This is a genomic window from Amycolatopsis sp. NPDC003731 (assembly GCF_053586895.1).
This window is the reverse complement of sequence record NZ_JBSFNC010000133.1, coordinates 1-25,394: the sequence shown is the minus strand read 5'-3', so window position 1 is coordinate 25,394 and position 25,394 is coordinate 1. Positions and strand designations below refer to the sequence as shown.

Below are 25,394 nucleotides of genomic sequence, written 5' to 3'. Positions count from 1 at the left end.
TGAGTTGTGTTCTTTTGCGATGGGTGCTGGCGGGCCTCGCGGCCGCGCCGGCCTCCGCCGCCGCGGCCGCGCCGTCGACCTTGCCCGCCGACCAGTACACCCTGACCGCCAACTACAACCAGTTCGACGCCGTGAACGGCGCCCTGGTGTCGAAGCTCGGCACCGCGGCCGTCCACACCGTGATGGACAACGCGAACCACGACCGCACGGCGCTTCCGTCGTCGTTCTCCGTCGCCGGGCTCGAGACCGGGTTCCGGTTCGACAGCGGCGACAACTCCGACTGCACGAACTACCCGCAGGGCATCACCACCAGCCGCGACGCCGTCGGGACGGCCAACGGCGGCAACTACGACGGGCACCAGCTCGTCGCCGTCAGCTGGTACACCAAGGACGGCTGCGACGGCGGCCAGCAGCGCAGCCGGATCACCCTGGTCGACTGGGACGCCGACTACCCGAACGCTTACCGCAAGATCCTGCTGGTCGAGCCGACCGGCACCGCGGACGCGCCGGACTTCAAGGACATCCCGATCCACGCCGGCGGCATGTCCTGGTACGGCGACTACCTCTACGTCGCCGACACCGGGAAGGGCATGCGCGTGTTCGACATGCGCAAGATCCTCAAGACGAACACCGGCGGCACGGCCGACCAGATCGGCCACCAGACCGGCAGCACGTACTACGCCCACAACTACGGCTACGTCCTGCCGCAGGTCGGCACGATCTCCTCGAAGACGACGTCGGGGACGAACCTCGCGTGGTCGTCGATCTCCCTCGACCGGGTCAGCAAGTCGATCGTGATGACCGAGTACACCTGCTCGTCCGGCTGCACCGACTACCCGAACCGGGCGCCGCGGGCGATCCGCTACCCGTTCGCCGCCGGCGGCACGTTCGCCGCGACGACGACGGCGAGCCAGGCGCTGCAGCTGCCCTGGTACAAGCTCAACGGCGTCGCCTCGCACAACGGCCGCTGGTGGTTCCAGTCGTCCGGTTCGAAGCAGCTCTACTACTGGAAGCCGTCGGCCGCCTCGCAGACTTTCGCCTGGGTCAGCAGCGGCGAGAGCCTTTCCTACTGGGAGGACGACACCGCCGCCGACCTGCTGTGGTCGCTGCAGGAGGGCGCGGGCAACCGCAACGTCTTCGCCGTCACCCAGGCCACCTACGGCGGTGGCTGAGCAGGCCGGAAAAGGCCCGTCCGGGGACATCCCGGACGGGCCGTTGCGCCGTCGGGTGAGATCCGGATCACGTCGGCGTGGCTCGGCGCGCTCGCGGGACCGCTGCCTGTCATCCTGTGCCGTCAAGAGGTAGCGGACGAGAGGACAACCCCGTGGGCATCATCGCCTGGATCGTGCTGGGTCTCATCGCCGGGGTGATCGCGAAAGCCCTCATGCCGGGCAAGGACCCGGGCGGCTGCATCATCACCATCCTGCTCGGCATCGCCGGCGCGTTCGTCGGCGGCTGGATCGGCAAGACGCTGTTCCACACCCAGCTCGGCACGTTCTTCGACCTGCGCACCTGGGGCCTGGCCATCCTGGGCGCGCTGATCATCCTGGCCGGCTACCGGCTCATCTTCCACCGCCGCGACTGACGCGATGGCAGTGGGGGCGCCGGATGTGGCGCCCCCACTGGTCACGGTTCAGTTCAGCGTGACGCCGTACGCGCTCAGCGCCTCGCCGACCGGCTGGAAGTAGGAGGTCCCGCTGCCCTTGCCGGACGTGATGCCCAGGCCGACGCTGCCAGCGAACAGGCAGCCGCCGGAGTCACCGGGGTTGACCAGCGCATTGGTCTGGATCAGCTGGTACACCGAACCTTCGGCGTAGTTCACCGTCACGTTGGTCCGCTGCACCGAGCCCGAGGTCAGGTGCGTGGTGCTGCCGCTCTTGCTGATCCGCTGCCCGACGGTCGCGGTGCCGGCCGAGCTGATCCGCTGGGTCGAACCGTTCCACAGGGTGACGGCGCCGGGTGCGCTGCCGGTGGTGTTGCGGATGAGGCCGTAGTCGTTGGTGGGGAAGCTCGCCCCCTGCGACGGGCCGACGTTCCACTGCGAGACGGCGCGGGTGCAGTGCCCGGCATCGATGAGGTAGTTCTGCCCGCCGCGGTTGGTGTTGAAGCCCGCCGAGCAGCGGGTGCCGCCACCGGTGATGGCTTCGCCGTTGTAGATCGCAGTGTGCATCTCCCCGGCGACCCGCTCCACGCGTACCCGGTCACCGAGCGAGGCGGCCGCCTTCAGCAGCGCGTCGGTGCCTTTGGCCGCGTCGGCCACGGTCAGCACGACCTGGTTCGCCTTGGGGTCGAGCCCGATGGAGGTGTGCGTCACCGCGGGCAGCGCCTGCAGGGCGTCCTGCGCGCTCGCCAGGGCGGCACTGGAGTGCTTGACCAGCCTCGCCTGCGCGCCGGCTTGCTTCGCCTGGTCGACGGCAGCTTGGTCGAGCACGTTGACGACGGGCTGGGCGGCGTCGTCGAGGTAACCGTCGGCGGCGCGGGACCCGAGGGAAGCGGTGACGCGCTGCAGGGTGCCGACGCTGGTCGCTTGGGTCCGCAGCAGGGCAACGGCGGCGGATTCGCTGATCCCGGCCTCGGCGGCGAGGGAGGCGACGGCTTCCTGCTGCACGGTGGCGGAGTAGCCCTCGATGGTCTCGGCGCCGGCGGTGTTCGCGGCGGTACTGAACCCGATGGCCGCGGCGGCGGCCACGAGGGCGGTGGCGGAGCGGGCGAGGAGGTGGTGTCCCGGGGACGTTCTGCGCATGCCGGTAACTCACTTTCGCGATCGCGGACGAAGCCGGCACCCAGGGTGGCGGCACCGGCCGAGCCGGCGTTGTGGCCGGCAGTGGATCGAGGGTGCTGCGGTGAGCCGGTGGGGCGGTACCGACTTTCGTCGGATGGGACAAAAGATAGGTACCGGGCAATTCGCCCAGCGGTGGGCCGCGCAGAGCAACCGGACAGTGGGGCGGTTTGCGGTGGCTTTGTGGCGGCTTTGCGGCTCGCCCGTCGGCTGGCTTTGCGGCTCGCCGGGCGACTCCCTCGGCGGCTGGCCTTGCGACCGGCTCGGCGGCGGCCCTGCGGCTGGCTTTGGCGGCCGGCTCGGCAGCTGGCCTTGCGGCTGGCTCGGCGGCGGCGTTGCGGCCCGCTCGGCGGCGCCTTGCCTTGCGGCCGCCTCGGCGGCGGCTTGGCGGCTGGTTTTGCGGCTGCTTCGCAGCCGGCTCGGCAGCTGGCCTCGCGGCTCGCCCGGCAGTTGGCTTCGCAGCCGGCTCGGCGGGCGCCTCCGCGGCTGACTCGGCGACTCGCTCGACGGCCGGCTTGGCGGCGGTCGGCTCGCTTACAGCCCGATTCCCGCCCCACTCGCCGACATCCGAACCTCACCCCAGCCCGGAAACCGGCCACTACCCCCGACCCAACACTCCCACCCGCCGGAAACCCTTACCCCACAACACAAACCGCCCGCCGAGCAAACCTCCAACCCGCGCGCGCCCGCGGGGGCGCCCCCCGGGTCCAGCGTATCGGCCACCACCGACAAAAACGGTCACCGTGGGCCGCTCCGGCGTACGAGTGGTTCCTCCGCCGCCTTCTGCCCCGCGGCGTACCGTTCGAAGACGGGCGCGGCGTGCTCTCCTCCCCCTCGGAGCGCGCCGTGTCCGCCAGCGGAGATGTTGGGGCGCAGCGGTTCTTGAGCTGATGTGAACGAGAATCCGCTGTTCGCCCGAAGGTGTTCGCCGCTTTGCGTGTCTATGCTGGACGGCGGCAAGGGTTTCGGGTTCCGGGGAAGACGCGCGACATGAACGACCAGCGGCAGGTGCTCGTCCGGGCGGAGTCCCGGCGCGTCGTCGTCTCCGATGTCGATGGGGGACCTGAGACGCTCAGCTATCCGGGTGTCACGCTTACGCGCGTCATCGCCGGCATCCCCGACGAAGGGCTCTGGCTGCCGATGGGCGAGCGCCCCAGCGAAGGCGACGACGAAGCCCTCATCGACGCCCTGCGCGCCGCCTTCCTCTGGCGGATCGGCCACCCCTAGCCGACCCGCATGAGTAACCGCCGGATTCACGGGTAGCCCTCCGCAGAAGGAGGAATGCACGTGAACTGGGGCGCGGGATTGCAGGTGCTCGACGTGGCCGGAGCGGACCCCGCCGCGGTGACCTCTGCGCGCCGGTGGGCCGAGGCCGGCTGGCGACGCTCGCCGAGGCCGATCGGGTCGACGCCGTGATCGTCATCGGGGAGCTGCTGGAAAACGCCTACGTCCACGCCACCGGGCCGAGCCAGCTGCGGCTGCACCTCGCGCACGACCCGTGCGTGGTCACCGTGGCGGTCGCCGACACCGGCCCCGGCGAACCGCGGCTGCGGGTTCCCGGCCGCGCCGGGGGCCGGGGCCTGCTGCTGGTCGACGAGCTCACCCTCGCCTGGGGCGTGCGCCACCACGACGACGGCAAGGTCGTCTGGGCCCGCCTGGCCTGCACCAGCGAAGCGGACTAACGGCCGTTCCAGTGGACGATGTCCGGGAACTCGACGAACTTCCGCAGGTGCTGCTGCTCGGTGCGGCCCTGCACGGGCAGCCGGAAGATCGAGCCGTCCGGCCAGGTCAGCGTGCTCTTGCGGAAGCTGAGCTCCGGCGCCTGCGGCTTGCGCGCTTCCCAGACGATCCGCGGCGGTGGCGCGTCGGCCGGGTCGGTCGAGGTCGCCCCGGTGTCCACCACCGCCAGGCACGACGGCGAGCACGCCAGCCACGCGCCCCCCACGGACCGGAGGCGGTCGGCCAGGTCGAGCGCCATCGCGTTCTCCGGGCCGGTGACGCCGATCACGCGCTGGAACGGCAGCCCCGGCCGTTCGCCGTGCGCCAGGGCGAAGACGCCGAACACCGCGGCACCGATCCCGCGCAGGATGTTCCAGAAGAACCGCCGGATCAGCCGCTTCCCGACGACGGTGCCGTCCCGGCGGCGGCCGGGGACGTCGTAGCCGACGTCGGTGTCGCCGAGGTGCAGCACGATGACCGGCTCGTGCCACCGGTCCCGCAGCAGCGCCTCGACGCGCTCGCGGTGCCCGGGCCGGACCCGGGTGTCCTCGGCCCAGCGGTCGATGCGCTCGCTCAAATGTCGAGATCCTTGCGCGTCTCCTCCGGGCTCCGGTCCCCGCCGATCTCGCTCTTGTCGAACCACGGCTCATCCCCCTCGGCGGACACAGCTTCCTTGCCTTCGGCGAACGCGCCCTTGCCCGCCCCGATGCCGGCCTTCACACCCGCGCCGGCCAGGAACGGCTTGACCCCGGCCGAGGTGCCGAACATCGTCGTGAGCGCCCGGTTGCTCGGCTGCCAGCCCTGGGCGACCGCGCCGAAACCGAACTTCGTCTCGCCCGGCATCACGCCGATGCGCAGCTTGCGGGCGAACACCTCGAGCTTCCCGGAGTACCGGACCAGGAACTCCATGAACTTGTCGAGCAGCTTGCCGAACTTGCCGAGGTAGCGCGTCACCTTCTGCAGCACGCTGGCCGCCTTGGCGATCGACGCGGTCATCGCGGCCGCCACCGAGCCGCCGAAGCTGATCACCGACGCCGCCAGCGCCGGCAGCCACAGCGTGATCAGCCAGGACACCAATTCGGTGATGATCCCCTTGATCACCTCTTCGATGACCACCATGACCATCGACCACATCTGCAGCACTTCGGCCACCGAACCGGCGGCCGAGCCGATGCCGCGGATGCCGGAGGAGAAGTCGCCCAGCGCTTCCTTCGCCGCGTTGCCGGCTTCGTCCACCCACTCGGCCAGCGCGGTGTCGCCGGTGCGCTCGAAGTCGTCGGCCAGCGCGACGAAGCCCTGCGCGATCGTGACGAAGTTTTCCGACGCGTGGCCGATGGCCGGGCCGTCGCCGGTGACCTGGTGCAGCGCGTCCTGCAGCGGCTGGACCAGTTCGAGCAGCATGTTGAGGCCGTGGCTGACCAGCCACCCGATCGGGTCCATCGCGAAGGTGACCATGTCGGCGGCCGCGGCCCCGACGAACGCCGCGCCGTCCCCCACCAGCGCCGCTCCCGCGGAGGCCAGCTCGCCCGGGCCGTCCGCCTCCGCGGCCTGCCGGGCGTGCTCGCCGATCTTCTTGCCCGCCTTGTAGGCGGTGCCGGCCACCGGCACGAACCCGGCCGCGCGGTCGAGGTTCGCGCCCATGCTCTCGTCGTAGGCCCCGACGTCCAGCGCGTCGGCGATGCTCTTCTTCGGCTCGGTCACTCGCCCTGTCCGATCGCGTCGATTTCCGCCTCGTACCGGCCGAAGGTGACCTTCCCGGCGTCTTCGGCGCCCTGGTACATCTCCGCGGCCTTGGTCAGCTTCGTGGTGAACCCGTCCACGCCGTCCTTGAGGTCGGTGAGCAGCGAACGCAGCTCGGCGAGGCGGTCGGTGTAGCCCTGCTTGGCCCAGAGGCCGACAAGTCCCCAAGCTTCGTTCGTGACGTCGGCGGCGTCGATCTTCGCGCCGAACTTGTCCGCTTCCTGCTCGTAGAACGGCAGTTGCTTGGCGTAGGCGGAGATCGCCCCGATGTTCGTCTGGATTCCGTCTGGCATCGCGGGTTTCCCTAGGATCGGCGGAGGATGGGGCCCTGGTCGAAGTCGTCGTCGTCCCCGGCGACGGGCCGGCGGACGGGCCGCGACGGCTGCCGCGGCTGAGGGTCCGACGCAGGTTCGGCCGCCGTGGTTCCGAACGCTTCCGCCTGGGCTTCGCGCACCTGCGCCGAGACGTCGACGCCGAACGCGTCGCCGAAGGTCTCGTCCACGATGCCGGCCTGCTGCTGCGCGGCCCCGGCCGCCGCCCGGCGGATGGTGGCCATGATCGTCGCGGCCAGCTGCCCGGCCTCGACGCGGGTGGCCCCGGCGGTGAGCCGCAGGTCGGTGATGGTCCCGCCGGCGCCCGCGGTGACGGTCACGGTGCCGTCCGGCGAGGTCACGGTGGTCTCCAGCCGGGCGATCCGCTCCTGCATGTCGCCGACGCCGGCGAAGCGGGCCTCGGCCTGCCGCACCTTGTTCTGGAAGTTCTGGAACTGGGCGATCAGCTCGTCCATCTGGGCGGACATCGTGTCTCCCTTTGCGCGGTTCGGGGCCCTGTGCCCGCATCATGACAGATCCGTTCCGCCGCCGATCGCGTTTCGCGCCGATCGCGCGCTCAGAAATCGACGAGCTCCACGGTGACGGTGCAGGTGTCCCCCACGCCGAGGCCTTCGGCGTTCCGGACGGCGCGTTTCACCGGCAGGACGTAGGCCTCGCGCGCACTGTCCGGGAAGATCGACGTCTGCCAGCTCGTGGCGCCGATCGTCACCCGGACGCGCACCGCACCGAACCCGCGCCGCGGCCCGGCGGCGAGCTCGCGGATGTCCTCCGACGCGTCGGCGGGCAGGCTGACGAAGACCCAGCTCTCGGTGCGCCGGGCGTCCCATTCCCACAGCTCGGCCTCGAAGACGATGATCACGCCCGCAGTGTCACACGGGGCACCGACAATTTCCGTCAGAGGCAGGGCGGCCGGTAGCCGTCGATGCGCAGGCCGCGGAATTCCAGCTCGTTGGGCGTCTTGCCGACGAACACCAGCCCCCGCGCTTCGCGCAGCGCCGAGGCGAACGAGTACGACGGCGTCCCCAGCTCCGGCAGCGACGTCCACCGGCGCGGCGAGAAGCTGAAGAACTTCGTCACCAGCCGGCCGCCCGTCGACGGCACGAGCGTCAGCCACTTGTCGCCGCCGCTCCAGTGCGACGCCGGGCGCAGCTGGACGTAGAGGTCTTCGGTCGCGCGGTAGGTCAGCAGGAATCCCGCCGACCGGGACAGGTCGGCCTGCGCCTCGAACCGGTTGCCCAGCCAGACGACGGCCACGTGCCACTCGGCGTTCAGGAACGTCACCCTGGCCGCATACCGGCGCCCCTCGGGCACGAGCAGGCTCCCGGTGGCCGGGACGGTCGTCCCTTCGCCGCTGGCCAGCCACTGCTGCAGCCGGTCGATCGACGGGCTCGCGCACTCGCGGCCCGGCGCCGCGGAAGCCGGCGCCGTCCCGGTCAGCGGGAACACCAGGAGGGCCGTCAAGGCGGAAAGCGTTCTGGCGAAAGGAAATCGTCCACGCATTCCCGGCAAGCTAGCACCACGGCCTGCCGAGCACCACCTGCCCGGGTGGGGCGGCAGGCCGCACGGCTAGGCTCGTCGTCGGCGAAACCGGCCATTTTCGCCGAGGCAAGCGCACCACGAAGCGGGAGAACAACCCATGCTGGACCGAGCGGTCATCGACGCACTCTTCCCTGCCGACCTGCCCGAGCCCGAGCACTGGGAGCAGCAGTACCCCGCCCGCGACCTGCCCGAAGGCGCGCTGGTCACGCGCCTGGGCCCGTCGCCGACCGGCTCCCTCCACCTCGGCGGCGTCTACGTCGGCCTGATCGACCAGGACGTCGCCCGGCGCTCCGGCGGCCGCTACCTCGTGCGCATCGAGGACACCGACCAGTCCCGCGAGGTCGAGGGCGTCCTCGAGCAGTTCGAGCGCGGCTTCTCCTACTTCCACCTCGCCGCCGACGAGGACATCCACCGCGGCGGCGGCTACGGCCCGTACCAGCAGTCGGCCCGCGAGCGGATCTACCTCAGCTACGTCCGCGACCTGCTGCGCCAGGGCAAGGCCTACCTCGACTTCGCCACCAAGGAGGAGCTGGCCGCCATCACCCAGCGGCAGCAGGCCACCAAGCTGCCGACCGGCTACTACGGCAGCTGGGCGATCTGGCGCGACGCCGACCCGGCCGACGTCCAGGCCAAGCTCGACGCCGGCGCCCCGTACGTCGTGCGGTTCCGCGCCCCCGACGACACGGGTGCCCGCGCCCGCTTCACCGACGCCATCCGCGGGCCCCTGGAAGCCGAGGCGAACCGCAACGACGTCGTCATCCTCAAGAGCTCCGACCAGAGCCCCCGGCTGCCGACGTACCACTTCGCGCACGCCGTCGACGACCACCTCATGCGGGTGAACCTGGTGATCCGCGGCGACGAGTGGATCTCGTCGGTCCCGGTGCACCAGCAGCTGTTCGACGCGCTCGGCTTCGACCCGATCACCTACGCGCACATCGCGCCGCTGATGAAGCAGGAGGGCGGCAGCAAGCGCAAGCTGTCCAAGCGCAAGGACCCGGAAGCGTCGGTCGACTTCTTCATCGAGACCGGCTACCCCGCCGAGGCGGTGCTGTACTACCTGCGCGGCCTCGTCAACGGCCGGCTCGCGGAAATGCCGCTGGAGCAGGCGCTGACCGAGCCGATCAACCTCGCCGAGTGCGGCGTGGCGGGCCCGCTGGTGGACCTGGTCAAGCTGGACGACATTTCGGCCGACCACATCGCGACGCTGTCCGGCGCCGAGATCCTCGAGGCCGTGCGCGGCTGGGCCGAGCGGTTCGACCCCGAGCTGCGCCGGGTCCTGGACGAGGAGCCGGACCTCGCGCTGCGCGCGCTGGCGGTCGAGCGCGAGGGGGCGGAGAACCCGCGCAAGGACCTGAAGAAGTGGAGCGAGTTCCGCGCGGTCTACGGCTTCTTCTTCCCGCAGCTGCACGCGGCGGTCACCGGCCCCGAGGACGAGCGCATCGCGGCCCTGGGCGTCGACCCGGCGGTCGTCCGGGCGGTGGCCCGCGACTTCGCGGCGGACTACCGCCAGCTCGACGACGGCCAGGAGTGGTTCGACCAGATCCGCACGGTCGCGGCCAAGCACGGCTTCGCCCGCAACGCCAAGGAGTTCAAGAAGAACCCCGAGGGCTTCCCGGGTTCGATCCGCGAGGCTTCGCAGATCATCCGCATCGCGCTGACCGGGTCGACGCGCAGCCCGGACCTGCACGCGATCACCCAGGCCCTGGGTGAGGACGAGGTCCTCGGCCGCATCGCGGCGCTGACCAAGTAGCGGCCGCGGGGCTCCGGCGACGCTTGTCGCCGGAGCCCTGGCCCCGCAATCACGCACGCCGCCAAACGACCTCGCTCGGCCCGCCGTCCAGCCGAGCAAACACGGGAACCTCGGCCGGATCGCCGCGCCCACCAGGTCGGCGTCAGGCCCCGGAACCCTCGTCGTCCTCGAAAGGGCGGAACGCGAACCGCACCACGCTCGGCACCCGGCTGCCGCTGTCGACCACCGCGGCGACCAACCCCGCCGCGTCCTCGCCATCCAGCCGGGCCAGCAGGCGGGCGAGCGCTTCCGGCGCCCCCACCGGCTCCGCCGGCGTCTGGATCAGCGTGCGGTGGAGGATGCCGATGTCCCACCCGTCCCCGCTGCCGCTGCCCGCCGCCGTGCGGATCGTGGCGTCGAGCAGCCAGCGCGGTGGCTTGCCGGTCAGTGCCGGTGTCGCGTGCGCCGTCAGGCCGACGACCTGGTCGGCCCTCAGCAGGCCGTCGCTGAGGGTCGCGAGCCACACCTTGGTCAACCCCATGGATCAACGGATAGCACCCGGCGGGCGCCGCCGCAATCACTCGGGTTGCTCGGACTTCGTCTCCTCCATCATCAGCAGCGCGCCGTGGCTCTCGCCGTTCGGGGCGCGCAGCGGGCTGCACAGCAGGCGGACGACCGCCGCGCGGCCGCGGCGGTTGATCGCGTCGAGCATCAGCTCGCCGTAATAGGTCGCGTCCGACAGGGCTTCGCGGACCACCGGGCGGATGTCGGCGACCGGGAGGCCGATGTCCAGGTTCAGCAGGTGGGTGCCTTCGGCCTCCTCCCGCCGCACGCCCCAGAGGTCCTCGGCGCCGCGGTTCCACGCCTTGATCCGCATCTCGGCGTCGATGACGACGATGCCGGCCCGGATGGACGTGAGCACCGATTCCAGGAATTCGTTCACCTCGTCGAGGTCGAGGCTGCGCTCGCGCAGGGCGTCGTTGATCGTCTGCAGCTCGTCGTTGGTGGACTGCAGCTCTTCGTTCATCGTCTCCAGTTCCTCGTTCGTGGACTGGAGTTCCTCGTTGGTCGTCTCCAGTTCCTCCACTGTGGACTGGAGTTCCTCGTTGGTGGTCTCGAGCTCCTCGTTGGTCGACTGCAGTTCCTCGTAGGCCGACTCCAGCTGCCGGTTGGTGTGCTCCAGCTCGGTGAGCAGCTGGCGTGCCCAGCTCACGTCGTGGAACACCACCGAGACGCCGAGCAGCGATTTGTCCTTGTTCACCAGCGGGTTGACGTGCACCTCGTACCAGACGGTCTCGCCGGCCCGGCGCCACTCGACGTCCTTGATCCGCAGCGACCGGCGTTCCAGCCGGGCCTGCTCGACGTACGCGCGCAGCGCCACCGGGCGGTAGGAGACGTCCAGATCGCGCAACGGCCGCCCGATGTCGCGTTCGGACAGTGCGAACGCGACTTCCGCCTGCGCGTTGACCAGCGCCGTGGTCTCGCCCTCGGTGAAGACGATCTGCGCGACCGGGCTCGCCGAGAAGGCGTGCTCACGCAGTTCCTCCAGGCCGGAGATGTCCTGCGTGCGCCGCTGCGGGAAGCTGTGGGACACGAAGTGGTTGAAGCTCACCGGAGCGTTGACGGCCTTGCGGAAGACCCGGCGCTTGAGGTCCACCGGCTCGAAGATCCTGGTGTGGGACAACAGCATCTCGGCCTTGCCGAGGAACAGCACGCCGCGGGGCGCGAGGGCGAAGTGGAACCGTTCCAGGATCTTGGTCTGGGTCTCGGCGTTGAAGTACATCAGCGTGTTGCGGCAGACCAGCAGGTCGATCCGCGAGATCGGCGCGTCCTGCACCAGGTCGTTGCGGCCGAAGATCACCGAACGGCGCAGGTCCTTGCGGAAGCAGTACCGGCTGCCCTGCAGCTCGAAGAACTGCTCCAGCTGCGCCTCGCTGAGCCCTTCGACCTCCGCCGGGGTGTAGGCCGCGTGCCGGGCCTGCGCCAGTGCCTCGTCGTCGACGTCGGTGGCGTAGATCTTCACCCGCTGCCGGAACGCCTCCACGCCGAGGGTGTCGGCGAAGAGCATCGCGAGGCTGTAGGCCTCTTGCCCGGCCGCGCAGCCCGCGCTCCACACGCGGATCGGCTCTTCGGGACTGCGCTCGGCCAGCAGGGCCGGCAGCACGTGCTCCCGCAGGTGCTCCCACGCGTCCGGATCGCGGAAGAACCCGGTCACGTTGATCAGGATCGTGTTGAACAGCGCGACGAACTCGTCGGCGTTGACCTGGAGCTGGTCGATGTAGTCCGCGTAGCTGTCGATTTCGACCTGGCTCATCCGGCGGCGGACCCGGCGCATCAGGCTGCTCCGCTTGTACCCGGTGAAGTCGAAGCCCCTCGACTCCTTGAGGTAGGTGAGCACGGACTCGAACTCGCCGTTGGGTTCCTTGGGCTCGGTCACGGTCCGACACGCTACCCGGCCGGACGGTCACCGGTGGTGCGGGCACTCGGAACCAGCACGGCCCAGACGACCTTGCCCCCGGCCCACGACCGGCTGCAGCCCCACGAACGGGCGACCTGCGCGACCAGCTTCAGCCCCATGCCCGGTTCGAACGGGGACAGCCGTTCGAGCAGCATCGCCGGCCGGGTGTCCTGGTCGGCCACGGCCACCGTGCACACCCCGCGGCGGAGGTCGAGCCGCACCTTCGGTTCGGATGCGGTGTGCCGCAGGACGTTCTCGGCCAGCTCGGTGGCGATCAGGCGGGCGTCCTCGGCGAGCTCGGCCACCTCCCACTCGAGCAACCGGCGCGTCACGAACTCACGGACGCGCGCCGAAGTGCTTTCCCCGCGGGTGAAGGTGCGTTCACTCCGGCGGCGTACCGGGTGGTCCAGGGCCGCGATCGCCGCCACCAGGTCGGCGCGGACCGGGACGTAGCGGTCGACCACGTGCCGGCTCAGGAGCGGCCGCTGCCCCGCCTCGGCGACGATCGCGAACGTGATGCCCGGCCAGTCGCCGATCCGCATGGCGACCAGGGAGAACACGCTCACCAGCGAGGAGTCGGCGATGGCCAGCTCGCCGATGTCGGCCACCAGCCCGTCCGGCGCGTCGGTGGCGATCTTGAGCAGGCCGTCGCGCAGGACGGGGTACGAGCCAAGGTTCAGTTCACCGCTGACCTGCACGACGGTCGCCTCTTCGCGGCGGCCGACGGTCAGGTGGACGGGGGTGTGACTCATGGTGCCGCCGTTTCCTCCCCGGCGCCGTCGGTCGTCTCGAGCAGGAACCGGCGCAGGGTCTCCGCGGCTTGCGCGGCTTCCCTGGCCGACGCCGCATAGCGGTCCGAGAGCCCGCTCGGGTGCCGTCCGGAGAGCTGGGCGGCCAGCTTCCGGGCCAGCCCCGCCTTTTCGTCGAGAGCGCGCAAGGCCTTCTGCAGCGCGAACCGGAACTCGCCGTCGTGGGCCGCGAGCAGGGCCTGCGCCGACCAGGCGTGCCCGATCCGGCAGCGGTACCGGCCGGGGCCGACCTCGGTGAGCGAGCCCTGGCAGTCCGGGCAGGTGTACCCGGATCCGTCGTCCCGCTCGGCGTCCGGGAGCGCGCCGGCGCGGACCGCTTCGCGGGCGATCCGGTCCTCCAGCAGCAGGGACACCGGGGGCGGGGGGAGCTCGGCCGGCTCGACCGGCATCCGGACCAGCTTGTCGAGCAGCGCGCCGAGCTCGCCGGCCCGCACCACGTGCTCGGTGTCCACCTGGGCCAGCGCGTTCTCCGGCATGCCGCTGTACAGCGCGTCGGCCGGATCCTGGACGACGGCGACGCCGCCCCGGTCGGCGATCGCGCGCAGCCCGGCCGCGCCGTCGTCCAGCACGCCCGAGAGCACGACGCCGATGGCCCTCGGACCGCCGGTCAGGGCAGCCGACCGGAAGGTCGCGTTGATCGCCGGGCGGTGCCCATTCTCGGTCGGCCCCTGGGTCAGGACGAGAATCCCGTCGCCGGTGAGCAGGTGCCGGTCCGGCGGCGCGACGGACACGGTGCCCGGCTCGATCGGCGCGCCGTGGCGCGCCTCCCGGGCCGGGAGCGGGCCCGCCCGATCGAGGATGCGGGCGAGCGCGCTCTGCGTCCCGGCGGACAGGTGCATGGTGACCAGCACCGCGGCGGGGAAGTCCGGCGGCAGCGCCGACACCACCGTGCGCAGCACCTCGACCCCGCCGGCCGACGCACCGACGACCACGAGGTCACGCCGGAAGGGTGGCACCGCGCCCACCTCCTCACTGTGGAGCTCACGGTAGTGGAGACCGTTCACTACACCGGGTAGCCCCCACCGTCCGGGCTAAACACCCGGTCGCTCGCCGACGAGACGTGGGCGAGCACGGCGGCGGCGATCCCGGGCAGCGGCAGCACGGCGTGGACCAGGCCCGTGCGGATGGCGGCGCCGGGCATGCCGAAGTGCGCGGACGTCGCCTCATCCTGGGCGAACACGGTGCCGCCGCAGCGGGCGACGGCACGGATCCCGGCCTGGGCGTCGGTGCCCTTGCCGGTCAGGACCACGGCCACCGCCCGCGGTCCGCAGGTCACGGCGAGGGTGGCCAGCAGCAGGTCCGCCGACGGCCGCGCCGGCGGCAGGGCACCGGCGTCCACCAGCACGACCCGCGATTCCGGCGTCAGCAGCAGGTGCCGGCCCGCCGGGACGACCAGCGCCACGCCGGGGACGAGCTCGTCGCCGTCCGCGGCCTCGGCCACCCGGAGTGCGGTGCGCTCGGCCAGGATGGAGGCCAGGTGGCTCGTCCGGAACGGGTCGAGGTGCTGGGCGACGAGCACCGCCGCCGGGAAGTCCGCGGGCAGCGGGCCGAGCACCCGCGCGAAGGCGTCCAGGCCGCCGGCCGAGGCGACCAGGGCGACGACCGGGAACCGCGCCGGATGGCCGGTGGTCACCGGTGCTCACCGCCGGCGATCTCCGGCGAAACCCGCCGCGCTGCTGGACGGCTCCGCACGGCTTTCATCGTGGCACGGAACCGCTCCGGCAACCAGCGGACCGTTGTCCACGCGGACGTGAGATGCTCGACCGCGCAGGCAGGCCGAAGGCGGGAGGCGCAGCGGGTGACCACCTGGATCGACGTGATCAACTTTGTCCGGACGCGGTACGAGGTCCTCGAGGAGTCGGAGGACTGGCTGCGGTTCCGGCTGGAGGGCCCGCGGGACCGGACGCAGCAGGTGACGGTGCATCACCTCGCGGAGCTCGACGGCGGCTCGTGGATCGAGCTCTCCTCCCCGGTCGGCTGGGCCGACAAGGTCGACCTGCGCCGGTTCCTCGAGCTGGCGGGCGGCTCGGCCGTCGGCGGCGCGGCGGTGGTCGACGGCGTCGCGCTGCTCAAGCACACCGTGCCGCTGGAGGACCTCAGCATCCAGGAGGAGTTCGAGCGCCCGCTCAAATCGGTCGTCGCCCGCGCGGACGCCTTCGAGCACGAGCTCACCGGCACCGACGAGTTCTGACCGGGCACCTCACCCGGCCCGCCGGGCCCGGTCGGTGCGCCGGCGGTTCTCCTTCTCCAGGGCGGCGACGAGCTCGTCCTTGGACATCCGCGACCGGCCGGGGATGCCGAGCTGCTTGGCGCGCTCGTAGAGGTGCTGCCGGCTCGCGGTGGCGTTGACGCCGCCGTGGGTCGGCTTTTCGGGCTGCCCGGCGCCCCGGGCGGCCTGCTCGTCCGACGGGCCGCGCTCCGGCTTGGGTTCCCAGTGGTCGCCGACCTTCTCGAAGGTGTGCTTCAAGGCCGAGTAGGCGGTCTGCTGGGCCCGCCGGCCGGGACCGCAGGTGGCGAGGGCGGAGTCGTGCGCGGCCACCCAGGTGTCCTGGGCCTTGCGCGGCGACCGCAGAAGCGTGCTGGGCAAGTCTTCGCGTCCGGGCATGTCACCTCGGCTACCCGTCGTCGCGGCCCGGGAAACGGCGAGCACCGTGTCGACCCTCCCATCACGCGTGTCGACCCTTCAATCACGCGTGATGACCCTCCAATCACGCTGGAGGCCGCTACCGTCCGAAGAGGACCGCCGGTCCGGAGCCTCCCGTGCGCCGTCGCTGCGGGGTCGGGCATGCTGAGCACCACGGTTTTGCGGGGACGAGGGGACGAGAGGGCGAAATGGGTGCTTCACCCGATTTGACCATACCGGCGAGCGTCGACAGCCCGGCACCGCCGCAGCCGCCCTCCTCGCCCGTGGCGCGGTGGCTGCTGGAACACCGCGTCGCGCCGGTCGGCCGCGCGGGCGGCGAGGACCACGGCACGCCGCAGGCGTGGTGGAAGGTCATGTGCCTGACCGGCGTCGACTACTTCTCCACCCTCTCCTACCTGCCCGGCATCGCCGCGCTCGCCGCCGGGGCGCTCTCACCGCTGGCGACCCTGCTGATCGTCGCGCTGACGCTGCTCGGGATGCTGCCGATGTACCGCCGGGTGGCCCGCGAAAGCCCGCACGGCCAGGGTTCGGTCGCGATGCTGGAGAACCTGCTGCCGTTCTGGCGCGGGAAGCTCTTCGTCCTCACCCTGCTCGGGTTCGTCGCGACGTCGTGGATCATCACGATCACGCTGTCGTCGGCCGACGCCACGGTGCACATGCTGGAGAACCCGTACCTGCCCGGCTTCCTGCACGGCCACGCGGTGCTGATCACCGTCGTGCTGCTGCTCATCCTCGGCGGGGTGTTCCTGCTCGGCTTCAGCGAGGCCGTCGGGGTCGCCATCCCGCTCGTCGCCGTCTTCCTGCTGCTCAACGCCGTGGTGACGATCGCGGGCGTGATCGACCTGCTCGGCGATCCGGCCGCCCTCTCCCACTGGACCGACGCGCTCACCGCCGGCGGTGGCGGGTTCGCCGGCGTCATCGGCCCGGCCGTCATCGCGTTCCCGATGCTGGTGCTGGGGCTTTCCGGGTTCGAGACCGGCGTGAGCATGATGCCGCTGGTCGCGGCCGACGGGAAGAACGCCGAGGAGAAGCTGGAATCCCGGATCCGCAACACGCGCAAGCTGCTGACCGCCGCCGCGCTCATCATGTCGGTGTTCCTGATCGCGACCAGCTTCGTCACCACGGTGCTGATCCCGGCCGACGCCTTCAAGGACGGCGGCGAGGCCAACGGCCGCGCCATGGCCTACCTCGCCCACCGCGAACTCGGCGAGCTCTTCGGGACCGTCTACGACGTCAGCAGCGTGCTGATCCTGTGGTTCGCCGGCGCCTCGGCGATGGCGGGGCTGATCAACATCGTGCCGCGGTACCTGCCCTCGTACGGCATGGCACCGGAGTGGGGCCGCGCCGTCCGGCCGGTGGTCGTCGTCTACACGGTGATCAGCATCCTCATCACCATCGCGTTCGGCGCCGACGTCAACGCCCAGGCCGGCGCCTACGCGACCGGCATCCTGGCGATGATGGTCTCCGGCGCGGTCGCGGTCAGCATCTCGGCGATCCGGCACCGCCAGCGCGGTGCGGCCGCCGGCTTCGTCGTCCTGACGCTCGTGCTGCTGTACGCCCTCGTCGAAAACGTCATCGAAAAGCCGGACGGGATCGCCATCTCGGCCCTGTTCATCCTCGGGATCATCGTCGTTTCGCTGGTGTCCCGCGTGTCGCGGACGACGGAACTGCGCGCCGACCGCATCGAGTTCGACGAGGAGGCCCGCCGGTTCATCGCCGACTCACTGGCCCACGACGGCGCCCTGAACATCGTCGCCAACAAGCGCCAGGGCGGCGACCACGCCGAGTATTCGGCGAAGGAGGCCGAGCAGCGCGGGATGAACCCGGTGCCGGGCGCGGCCGACATCCTGTTCCTGGAGATCGACGTGGTGGACCCGTCGGAGTTCAGCAACGTGCTCGAGGTGCGCGGCGTGGAGATCGACGGCTACCGGATCCTCCGCGCGAACAGTCCCGCGGCCCCCAACGCGATCGCGGCGATCCTGCTCACCCTGCGCGACGTGACGGGCGTGCGACCCCGGTGCTACTTCGAGTGGTCGGAGGGCAACCCGCTCGGCCACCTGTTCCGCTACCTGCTCCTCGGCCGCGGCGACACGGCCCCGGTGGTGCGGGAGATCATCCGCAGCGCGGAGAAGGACCCGTCCCGCCGCCCGGGCATCCACGTCGGCGGTTGACGACCGGCTCCGCTCACGGCAGTTCCGGGCCGTGTCGACCCTTCGATCACGCGTGTCGACCCTGCAAACACGCGTGTCGACCCTTCGATCACGCGAGCCGAAGGGTCGACCGGCCGTTCGCGGAGAACCGGGGCCGATCCGAAACGCCGGAAGTCACCCCGCGGCGAGGCGAGGGGCCGTCACCGCCAGCCGTCACCGCCGGCCGGCGGCGGACCGGCGCGGCGCACCGGCGCGCGAGCCGGTGCCCGGGCGGGGCCGCGGCCGTCCTGGGGGCGGGGTGCGCGAGCCGGCGCGCGGCCTGGTGCGCGCGCGGGTCCGCGGGCCGGTGGTGGGGTCGCCGGGCGGGGTGCGCGGGCCGGGCGCTCGTCCCGCGGTGCCGGCCGGGGCCGGTTGACCCAGGAGTCGAACAGCAGGATCAGGCCGGCGAACACCGCGAAGCCGATGCCCAGCCCGATGTGGACGAGCGCGCCGAGGATGCCGGCGACGAGCAGCACCGGCAGCACCGCCATCAGGCAGAACGGGTCGATGCGGCCGAATTTCGGGCGCGACGGCCCTTCTCGGGGACTCACCGTGCGGTCTCCGGGTTCCTGCGCGCCATTCCAGCAGTATGCAACGGCGGAGCCCGGCGCTGCCACCTGGCCGGGTCGCCGGGCCGATCATGATCACGCCCGGTGACCGGGCCGACCGTCGCCGTGGTGGACAGAAACGGACAGGATCCGGGCGCATCCGGAGAGAGACCGTCCCGTCCGTGGTGCAATGGCGCCCGGCCGGAAGGGGTACAGGTCATGAAATTCCCGCAGCGGATCGGCGCCACGCTCCTGGCCCTGGTGACGGCGTGCGGCACGCTCGCCGGCGCCGCACCGGCCACGGCGAGCCCGGCACCGCCCTCGCTCGCGTTCGCCAACCCGGACAGCCAGTCCCTGTTCGGGACCGCCTACGCTGCCGCACTGCAGAACCTGTTGCGCACCAACACGATCGGGTACGACGCGCGGTACGACCGGAGCGGCCTGCTGGACCCGGCGACCGGCATCGTCCGCGCGGGCGGCGGCTACGACCAGCCGTGGACGCGCGACGCGTCGATCAACAGCTGGAACGCCACCAGCCTGCTCGATCCGGCGCTGGCGGAGAACACCCTGTGGGCGGTGGTCGACAAAGACACCGGCGGCGCCCTGCGCGTGCAGCAGGACGACCAGCAGTGGGACCAGGTGGTCTGGGTCACCGCCGCGTGGCACCACTACCTCGTCACCGGCGACCGGGCGTTCCTCGGCGACGCCTACCGGACCGCGGCGACCACCCTGGCGATCCGCGAACACGCCACCACGGCCGGGTTCAACCCGGCCTACGGCCTGTTCACCGGCGCGTCCTTCTTCAACGACGGCATCGCCGGCTACCCCGCGCCGCCCGCCGACGCGACCGAGTCGGTCAGCACCGGGAGCATGCCGTGGCCCGGCGTCGCGAGCGGGATGTACCTGAGCACCAACGAGCTCTACTACGCCGCCTACGTCAACGCCGCGAACATGGCCGCGAAGCTGGGCCGTCCGGCGGCGGAGGTCGCCGCCCACCGGAGCAAGGCCGCCGCGCTGCGGACGGCGATCAACCGGAACTTCTGGAACCCCGCCACCGGACTGTACGACTACCAGCTGCTCGCCGACGGCTCCCGCGGCGCCTTCCAGGAAGGCACCGGGCTGGCGTTCGCGCTCATCTTCGGCATCGCGAACCCGGCGCAGGCGCGGTCGATCCTCGCCCGTGCCCGGGAGCTGCCGTGGGGCATGCCCGACACCTTCCCGCACTGGGCGCGCTACAGCGACGCGCAGCCCGGCCGGCACAACGCGATCGTCTGGCCGCTCGTCCTGGGCCTGTGGGCGAAAGCCCTGGCCGGACAGGGTGAGCAGAACGCCTTCGCGGCGGAAACCGCGCGGCTGGCCAAGCTGGCCGGCGGCAACAGCGGCTTCTGGGAAATCCACAACGGCTCCACCGGGGTCGTCGACGGCGGCTGGCAACGGCTGGGCGACACGGTGAAGTTCCACTGGGGGTCCGAACCGGACCAGACGTGGTCGGCCACGGCGTTCCTCGACATGATCCACACCGGCCTGTTCGGGCTGACGTTCACCGACCGCGGCCTGTCCTTCGCCCCGCACCTCCCGGCGGGCTGGGGTGACGTCACCCTGCGGAACCTGCGCTACCGCGGCGCGAACCTCGCCATCGCCCTGCGCGGCGCGGGCAGCACGATCGCCTCCTTCAGCATCGACGGCCGGGCCGCCCCGGCCTCGATCCCGGACACGCTCACCGGCGACCACACGATCGCCATCACCCTGACCGGAGCGCCCGCCGGCGACCGGGACGGCGACGGCGTGCCCGACGACCGCGACCGCTGCGCCGACACCGCGGGCACCGCCGCCCTGACCGGCTGCCCCGACCCGGCACACCTCGAAGCCGAAGACGCCCGCAACACCGGCGGCGTGAAGACGAACGTCAACCACACCGGCTATTCGGGCCGCGCGTTCCTCGACGGCCTCTGGGCGCAGGGCGCGTCGACGTCGTTCACCGTGCACCGCACCACGACCGCGCCGGAACGCGCCGCGTTCACCGTGCGGTACGCCAACGCCGACAACGACACCCGGACGATGACGCTGTCGGTGGACGGGCAGCCGGTCCGGCAGGTCGGCTTCCCGAAGGTGTCCGACAGCTGGGACGCCTGGGGCACCACGACCTTCACCGACGTCCCGCTCACCGGCCGCGACCCGGTGGTGACCCTGTCCTACGCCCCGGGCGACACCGGCGCGATCAACCTCGACTGGCTTGAGCTCCGCCGTTAGCGGACCGCGAACACCATCCCGATGTCGGCGGCCTCCTGGACGGGGTCCTGCACGGCCTCGACGGTGAACCCGCGCGCGGCGAAGACGTCGCGGACGGTGTCGCGGTGCTGCCGCCACCCTTCGACCTCGACGACGGCCTGCCGGACCAGCGGCCAGTGCCGGTCCTCCAGGCCGCGCAGGACATCGAGCTCGGCACCCTCGACGTCGACCTTCAGCAGGTCGACGCGCTCGATGCCCAGCTCGTCGAGCACCGCCGAGAGCGGCCGGACGCGGACGCGGTGGGTTTCGAGTTCCCGCATCACCCGCAGCTTGCGCCCGACGATCCCCCGCAGGATCGGCGCCGGCACGCGGCGCAGCCCGGCGCCCAGCCCGCCGCGCCGGATCATCTCGACGACGCTGCCGGTGACCCGCTTCCGCTCGTCCTCGACGTTCGCGGCGTCGCGCCACGACGAGGAGAAGATGGTCGCCGCCGGGAAGTAGCTGAAGTCGAGCTCGTCCTCGGCGGCGGCCAGTCCGTAAGGCAGCGCTTTCAGCCGGCCGCCGAAGAAGTCACGGCCGTTGCGCTCCAGCGTCGCGTGCAGGGGCGGAAGGGGCTCGAAGGCGAAGATCCGGACGTCGCCGTCCAGCCGTTCGTAGACGGCGGCGGAGAAGACGCCGACGTTGGCGCCGACGTCGAGGACGGTCGCACCGGGGGCGAGCCCGACACCGTGGGCGAAGTAGGCGCCGACCTCCTCGCGCAGGAAGGACACCTCCCACGGGTTGATGCTGTGGAGGTCGATCGTGTCCATGGTCACGCGCAGAGGCTTATCAGCCACGGGCGGTGCGCGGCACCCCCGTTCGGCGGCTCCGGGCCTCGGCCCGGCCCCGGGCGGCGTACCACTGCAGCGCGATGATCAGCGCGAGCCCGAGTTCGACGACGTCCCCGCCGTAGTACATGAGCTCGGCGCCGGCCTGCCGGTCCGCGACCGCGAGCGCCACCCCCGGCGGCGGGGAGACGTACAGGGTCTTGGCCAGCACGGCGTGCGCGGCGGCGGCGCCGATCAGGGCGCCCGCGCGGACGCCGAGCCCGGCACGGTCGCGGACCGGGTCGAGCCGGCACACCGCGGTGGTGAACAGCAGGCCGGTCAGGAAGACGTGGACGTGCAGCCAGGGGCTGTCCCCGAGCGCGGCGAACAGGCCGGTCCGGTAGAGCAGCCAGAGGCTCCCCGCTTCCAGGACGGCCGCGACCGGCGGGAAGACCAGCACGCCGGCCGCTTCCAGGAGGCGCTTGAGGCGGCGGCGAGCTGCGGCCGGGACCGCGCGCAGCAGCAGGGTGACCGGGCGGGCGAGCACGATCAGGACCGGCGCCACCATGCCGAGCAGGACGTGCTGCAGCATGTGCCCGGTGAACGTCGACCCGCCGGGCGCGAGCGCCGCGGCGGCCCCGGCACCGAAGACGACGTCCCGGATCGGCGGCCACCGGTCACCGCGCCGCCGCAGCCGCCACGCGCCGGCTTCGTAGGCCGCGAAGGCGAGCAGCGCCGGCACGTGGTGGAGAACGTTCACGCGGTCGCCCGCGCGCGGCGCAGCAGGACGGCGCCGATGACGATCAGCAGCACGGCGACGACGTTCCACGTCCAGTCGTAGGGGGTGAGGTCGACGGCGTAGCGGATCTGGTGCAGGCCGAGGAGTTTGTGCTGGATGGTGCCGTCGTAGAGCTGGAAGGCGCCGGCCCCGGCGAGGACGCCGCCGGCGAGGGCGCGGCCGGAGAGCCGGTCCCCGCGCCGGAGGTCGGCGACGAGGACGAGGCCGAAGACGACGGCGAAGAAGCCGAAGGCGTGGAAGAGGCCGTCGGAGACGAGCCCGGCCTCGGTGGTCGAGCGATCGTAGAAGTGGTGCCAGTGCAGCAATTGGTGGAAGACGGTTTCGTCGACGAAGGCGGCCACGCCGATCCCGGTCAGGATTCCGGCCCACGCGGAGCGTCTGGTTTCCGGCATGGTGGCGGGCTACCCGCCCGGGGCTGGGACACACGCCGACGAGACCGGGCCGGGCAACGCCAGAATCGGCCACGCAGGCCGAGCCGCGCCGCGCCGCGCCGCACCGAGCCGAGCCGCGCCGCACCGAGCCGAGCCGAGCCGGGCCGGGCCGGGCCGGGCCGGGCCAAGCCGAGCCGAGCCGGGCCAAGCCGCGCCGGGCAACGCCAGAGCCGAGCCGCGCCGGGCCAAGCCGCGCCGGGCCAAGCCGAGCCAAGCCAAGCCGCGCCAAGCCGCGCCGAGCCGGGCCGGGCCGGGCCGCGAGTGAGCCGCCGCCCGGCCCGGCCTCAGCCGATCACGCCTGCCGCCGCTCTCCCTCCACGTGCAACGCCGCCTGCTCCGGCCCCGCCGCCGTCGCCCGGCCGGCCTCGACACCCACCTGGTCCGGTTCCGTGTCCACCGGCGGGCCGTCGCCCTCCACGGTCTCCAGCTGGACCGGCTCCTCCGGCGTCGCCCCCGTGTCCGGGTCCGGGTCCGCCTCCACGTCCGTGCGCGCCCCGGTGCCGGCCGGCGGGACCTCCGTCGCCGGGTCCGGGCGTTCCTCCGCGATCCGGTCGCCCAGGCCGCGCGGGTGGGCCTGCTCCCACGGGGTCATCCCGTACTTCGTCACGCCCGACCAGTGTTCCGGGGGATCCATCCCCTCTTCCAGGGGGTCGGCGCGGATGCGGTCTTCGTCGAGGTCCTCGGCGCTGTTCAGCGCCGCCGGGTCGGTCTCGACGGCGTCCGGTTCGCCGGTGTCCTGCGGCGGGTCGTAGCTCTGGTCGGGTTCGGTCATGGTCCCCGGCTTCCCGCTGGCGCGACGGCGAAACCCCCGCCGGGTTTGTCCGGCCCCCACCGGCGGTACCCGGCGCCTTCCGGATCGCGAACCAACGAGGAGGCGTCATGCCCCGACCGGTGTCCGACCAGGTGGTCGTGCTCATGGGCGCGTCGAGCGGGATCGGGCGGGCCGCCGCGCTCGCCTTCGCCGCCCGGGGTGCGCGTGTCGTGTGCGCCGGGCGCACCAGGCAGGCCCTCGACACGCTGGTCGGCGAGATCACCGGCCGCGGGGGTACCGCGCTGGCCGTCCCCACCGACATCGCCGACCCGGACGCCGTCCGCGCGCTGGTCCGCGCCGCCGAAGCGGAGTTCGGGCGGATCGACACCTGGGTCAACCTCGCCGGCGTGGCCGTGTTCGGCCGCGTCGAAGACATCACCGACGAGGAGTTCGAGCGCGTCCTGCGGGTCAACTTCCTCGGCCACGTCCACGGCGTGCGCGCGGTGCTGCCCGCCCTGCGCCGGACCGGCGGCGGGTCGGTGATCGGTGTCGCGTCGGCCGAAGGCGTGCGGGCCGTGCCGCTGCACGCGCCCTACACCGCCAGCAAGTTCGCCCTGCGCGGCTTCTACGACTGCCTGCGCATCGAACTCGCGCAGGAAGGCGCCCCGATCGCCGTCACCACCATCCTGCCCGGGGCCATCGACACGCCGTTCTTCGAACACGCGCGCAGCAAGCTCGGCGCGCTGCCGAAGCCCCCGCCGCCGGTGTACGCGCCCGAGACGGTCGCCGACACCATCGTGTTCGCCTCGACGCACCCGCGTCGCGAAATCCCGGTCGGCGGCGCGACGGCCGGCTTCTTCCTCGGCCAGCGGCTCTCCCCCGGGCTGGCCGACGCGCTGCTTTCGCTGCGCCGGGTCGGCTCCCGCAGCTTCCGCAACGCCTTGCCGGACAACGGAACCGACAACGTCGACTCCAGTGTGGACGAACCGGGGCAGGTCCACGGCAGCCACCCCGGCAAGGTGGTCCGGCGCAGCCTGTTCACCCGGCTGATCGGCACGCTGCCCCGGCCGGGCGACCTGCTCACCGCGGCGGTCTCGCGCCGCCACGGTTGACCGGCGCGCGGCGGGGTAGCCGCCGCGGTATGGATCCCATGCGCGATGGTCACGTCCGGCCCGCTTGGGCGCACCGAGTCCTGCGGAAAGCCGAAGACGCCGAGGCGCTCGACGGCCCGGCGACCGGGCTCCAGCGGTTACTGAACGGCGAAGGCGGCGTGACGCGCCAGTTGCGCGGGCGCGCACTGGGGCACCCGCTGCACCCCCTGGTGGTGACGGTCCCGATCGGCGCCTGGCTGTGCTCGGCGGTGTTCGACCTGCTCCCGGACGGCCGCGACGCCGCCCGCCGCCTGATCGCGACCGGCCTGCTGACCGTCCCGGCGGCGGTCGTGCTCGGCCTGGCCGACTACACCAGCCTGGACGTGCGGCAACGCCGGGTGGGGCTGATCCACGCGGCCGCCAACGCGACGGCGGCGGCGCTGTTCGGCGCGTCCTACTCGGCTCGTCGCAGCGGCCGCGGCGGACGGCTCCTCAGCCTCCTGGGTCTGGCGGCGACGGGTGCGGGCGGCGCGCTCGGCGGACATCTGGCCTACGCCCAGGGCGCCGGGGTGTTCCGCTGGCAGCCCCTCGACGACCTGGCGCCGGCCGAACTCGCCGGCGAGGACCCGGCGAAGCCGCGCAACCCCGCCTGACCCCGCTTGACCCCGCCGCCCGAGGTCGCGAATGACTCATTCGGGACCTCGGGCGTCCCGAATGAAGCTTCTATGTCAAGTTGTGGTTTGTAGTCGGTGGTGGTCGTTGAGCAGGGCTGGGTAGATGGTGTTGGTGAGGTGGCGTTTG

General features: G+C 72.1%; 28 protein-coding genes. 10 read left to right on the top strand and 18 right to left on the bottom strand.

The genetic code is table 11. The features are described from left to right. The first annotated feature begins 23 nt into the window (after window positions 1-23). Together ACWDN5_RS36835 and ACWDN5_RS36830 are read left to right on the top strand one after the other, a co-directional pair. Entirely contained in the window at window positions 24-1,172 is a 1,149-nt protein-coding gene (locus ACWDN5_RS36835) for a hypothetical protein (RefSeq protein WP_449679539.1), read from the top strand. A 152-nt stretch (window positions 1,173-1,324) separates the two neighbouring features. Next, window positions 1,325-1,585, top strand: coding sequence for a GlsB/YeaQ/YmgE family stress response membrane protein (locus tag ACWDN5_RS36830; RefSeq protein ID WP_176176806.1), 261 nt, complete (start codon window positions 1,325-1,327; stop codon window positions 1,583-1,585). A gap of 48 nt (window positions 1,586-1,633) precedes the next feature. On the opposite strand, the gene ACWDN5_RS36825 is transcribed toward ACWDN5_RS36830, so the two are convergent. Beyond that, window positions 1,634-2,743 carry a S1 family peptidase gene (locus ACWDN5_RS36825; RefSeq protein WP_310969972.1) on the bottom strand — a complete coding sequence of 370 codons (1,110 nt, stop codon included), beginning with the start codon at window positions 2,741-2,743 and terminating at the stop codon, window positions 1,634-1,636. A 1,026-nt stretch (window positions 2,744-3,769) separates the two neighbouring features. On the opposite strand from ACWDN5_RS36825, the gene ACWDN5_RS36820 reads away from it, so the two are divergent. Next, window positions 3,770-4,006, top strand: coding sequence for a hypothetical protein (locus ACWDN5_RS36820; RefSeq protein ID WP_449679537.1), 237 nt, complete (start codon window positions 3,770-3,772; stop codon window positions 4,004-4,006). A gap of 134 nt (window positions 4,007-4,140) precedes the next feature. Continuing rightward, window positions 4,141-4,461, top strand: coding sequence for an ATP-binding protein (locus tag ACWDN5_RS36815; protein ID WP_449679536.1), 321 nt, complete (start codon window positions 4,141-4,143; stop codon window positions 4,459-4,461). Here ACWDN5_RS36815 and ACWDN5_RS36810 read toward each other — a convergent pair. From ACWDN5_RS36810 to ACWDN5_RS36785, 6 genes are all read right to left on the bottom strand, one after another. Next, on the bottom strand, window positions 4,458-5,075 hold the full coding sequence (locus ACWDN5_RS36810; protein ID WP_310969970.1) for a hypothetical protein: 618 nt from the start codon (window positions 5,073-5,075) through the stop codon (window positions 4,458-4,460). The genes ACWDN5_RS36815 and ACWDN5_RS36810 overlap by 4 nt on opposite strands. After that, entirely contained in the window at window positions 5,072-6,199 is a 1,128-nt protein-coding gene (locus tag ACWDN5_RS36805; RefSeq protein ID WP_310969969.1) for a hypothetical protein, read from the bottom strand. Before ACWDN5_RS36805 ends, ACWDN5_RS36810 begins: the two co-directional genes overlap by 4 nt. Continuing rightward, window positions 6,196-6,531: a hypothetical protein gene (locus ACWDN5_RS36800; RefSeq protein ID WP_310969968.1), complete on the bottom strand. Its 336-nt coding sequence runs from the start codon at window positions 6,529-6,531 to the stop codon at window positions 6,196-6,198. Before ACWDN5_RS36800 ends, ACWDN5_RS36805 begins: the two co-directional genes overlap by 4 nt. A gap of 11 nt (window positions 6,532-6,542) precedes the next feature. Next, window positions 6,543-7,037 (bottom strand): YbaB/EbfC family nucleoid-associated protein, encoded by a 495-nt coding sequence (locus ACWDN5_RS36795; protein WP_449679535.1) that lies wholly within the window; start codon window positions 7,035-7,037, stop codon window positions 6,543-6,545. Between the two features lie 89 nt (window positions 7,038-7,126). Continuing rightward, a complete protein-coding gene (locus ACWDN5_RS36790; protein ID WP_449679534.1) occupies window positions 7,127-7,429 on the bottom strand; it encodes a DUF1905 domain-containing protein in 303 nt (100 codons plus the stop codon). A 35-nt stretch (window positions 7,430-7,464) separates the two neighbouring features. After that, window positions 7,465-8,070 (bottom strand): hypothetical protein, encoded by a 606-nt coding sequence (locus ACWDN5_RS36785; RefSeq protein ID WP_449679533.1) that lies wholly within the window; start codon window positions 8,068-8,070, stop codon window positions 7,465-7,467. A gap of 136 nt (window positions 8,071-8,206) precedes the next feature. Here ACWDN5_RS36785 and ACWDN5_RS36780 point away from each other — a divergent pair, with 136 nt between their 5' ends. Next, on the top strand, window positions 8,207-9,859 hold the full coding sequence (locus ACWDN5_RS36780) for a glutamate--tRNA ligase (RefSeq protein WP_449679532.1): 1,653 nt from the start codon (window positions 8,207-8,209) through the stop codon (window positions 9,857-9,859). A gap of 142 nt (window positions 9,860-10,001) precedes the next feature. Here the strand turns inward: ACWDN5_RS36780 and ACWDN5_RS36775 are convergent, their stop codons facing one another. Genes ACWDN5_RS36775 through ACWDN5_RS36755 form a run of 5 tightly spaced genes read right to left on the bottom strand, consistent with a single transcriptional unit; the run spans window position 10,002 to window position 14,738 of the window. Further along, complete coding sequence (locus ACWDN5_RS36775; RefSeq protein WP_449679531.1) at window positions 10,002-10,379, bottom strand: hypothetical protein; 378 nt, start codon at window positions 10,377-10,379, stop codon at window positions 10,002-10,004. A gap of 36 nt (window positions 10,380-10,415) precedes the next feature. Then, window positions 10,416-12,275, bottom strand: a complete 1,860-nt coding sequence (locus ACWDN5_RS36770; RefSeq protein ID WP_449679530.1) for a CheR family methyltransferase — start codon at window positions 12,273-12,275, stop codon at window positions 10,416-10,418. 11 nt (window positions 12,276-12,286) lie between these two features. Continuing rightward, a complete protein-coding gene (locus tag ACWDN5_RS36765; RefSeq protein WP_449679529.1) occupies window positions 12,287-13,048 on the bottom strand; it encodes an ATP-binding protein in 762 nt (253 codons plus the stop codon). Beyond that, window positions 13,045-14,070 carry a chemotaxis protein CheB gene (locus ACWDN5_RS36760; RefSeq protein WP_449679528.1) on the bottom strand — a complete coding sequence of 342 codons (1,026 nt, stop codon included), beginning with the start codon at window positions 14,068-14,070 and terminating at the stop codon, window positions 13,045-13,047. Before ACWDN5_RS36760 ends, ACWDN5_RS36765 begins: the two co-directional genes overlap by 4 nt. A gap of 38 nt (window positions 14,071-14,108) precedes the next feature. Then, window positions 14,109-14,738, bottom strand: coding sequence for a chemotaxis protein CheB (locus ACWDN5_RS36755; protein WP_449679527.1), 630 nt, complete (start codon window positions 14,736-14,738; stop codon window positions 14,109-14,111). Between the two features lie 165 nt (window positions 14,739-14,903). Between ACWDN5_RS36755 and ACWDN5_RS36750 the strand changes: the two genes are divergently transcribed. Further along, complete coding sequence (locus ACWDN5_RS36750; RefSeq protein ID WP_310969958.1) at window positions 14,904-15,296, top strand: hypothetical protein; 393 nt, start codon at window positions 14,904-14,906, stop codon at window positions 15,294-15,296. Window positions 15,297-15,305: 9 nt separating this feature from the next. Here the strand turns inward: ACWDN5_RS36750 and ACWDN5_RS36745 are convergent, their stop codons facing one another. After that, entirely contained in the window at window positions 15,306-15,710 is a 405-nt protein-coding gene (locus tag ACWDN5_RS36745) for a ChaB family protein (RefSeq protein ID WP_449679526.1), read from the bottom strand. A 227-nt stretch (window positions 15,711-15,937) separates the two neighbouring features. Between ACWDN5_RS36745 and ACWDN5_RS36740 the strand changes: the two genes are divergently transcribed. After that, a complete protein-coding gene (locus ACWDN5_RS36740) occupies window positions 15,938-17,920 on the top strand; it encodes an amino acid transporter (RefSeq protein WP_449679525.1) in 1,983 nt (660 codons plus the stop codon). A gap of 179 nt (window positions 17,921-18,099) precedes the next feature. On the opposite strand, the gene ACWDN5_RS36735 is transcribed toward ACWDN5_RS36740, so the two are convergent. Further along, complete coding sequence (locus ACWDN5_RS36735; RefSeq protein WP_310969955.1) at window positions 18,100-18,489, bottom strand: hypothetical protein; 390 nt, start codon at window positions 18,487-18,489, stop codon at window positions 18,100-18,102. Between the two features lie 216 nt (window positions 18,490-18,705). Between ACWDN5_RS36735 and ACWDN5_RS36730 the strand changes: the two genes are divergently transcribed. After that, complete coding sequence (locus tag ACWDN5_RS36730; RefSeq protein WP_449679524.1) at window positions 18,706-20,736, top strand: MGH1-like glycoside hydrolase domain-containing protein; 2,031 nt, start codon at window positions 18,706-18,708, stop codon at window positions 20,734-20,736. On the opposite strand, the gene ACWDN5_RS36725 is transcribed toward ACWDN5_RS36730, so the two are convergent. From ACWDN5_RS36725 to ACWDN5_RS36710, 4 genes are all read right to left on the bottom strand, one after another. Continuing rightward, window positions 20,733-21,524: an FkbM family methyltransferase gene (locus ACWDN5_RS36725; protein WP_449679538.1), complete on the bottom strand. Its 792-nt coding sequence runs from the start codon at window positions 21,522-21,524 to the stop codon at window positions 20,733-20,735. The two genes, ACWDN5_RS36730 and ACWDN5_RS36725, sit on opposite strands and share 4 nt — an antisense overlap. 19 nt (window positions 21,525-21,543) lie before the next feature. Next, window positions 21,544-22,281, bottom strand: coding sequence for a cytochrome c oxidase assembly protein (locus tag ACWDN5_RS36720; RefSeq protein ID WP_449679523.1), 738 nt, complete (start codon window positions 22,279-22,281; stop codon window positions 21,544-21,546). Further along, window positions 22,278-22,712: a DUF2243 domain-containing protein gene (locus tag ACWDN5_RS36715; RefSeq protein WP_449679522.1), complete on the bottom strand. Its 435-nt coding sequence runs from the start codon at window positions 22,710-22,712 to the stop codon at window positions 22,278-22,280. Before ACWDN5_RS36715 ends, ACWDN5_RS36720 begins: the two co-directional genes overlap by 4 nt. 331 nt (window positions 22,713-23,043) lie before the next feature. Further along, a complete protein-coding gene (locus ACWDN5_RS36710) occupies window positions 23,044-23,523 on the bottom strand; it encodes a hypothetical protein (protein ID WP_449679521.1) in 480 nt (159 codons plus the stop codon). 107 nt (window positions 23,524-23,630) lie between these two features. Here ACWDN5_RS36710 and ACWDN5_RS36705 point away from each other — a divergent pair, with 107 nt between their 5' ends. Both ACWDN5_RS36705 and ACWDN5_RS36700 read left to right on the top strand, forming a co-directional pair. Beyond that, complete coding sequence (locus tag ACWDN5_RS36705; protein WP_449679520.1) at window positions 23,631-24,614, top strand: SDR family oxidoreductase; 984 nt, start codon at window positions 23,631-23,633, stop codon at window positions 24,612-24,614. Window positions 24,615-24,643: 29 nt separating this feature from the next. Continuing rightward, a complete protein-coding gene (locus ACWDN5_RS36700) occupies window positions 24,644-25,246 on the top strand; it encodes a DUF2231 domain-containing protein (protein WP_449679519.1) in 603 nt (200 codons plus the stop codon). Window positions 25,247-25,394 lie beyond the last annotated feature (148 nt).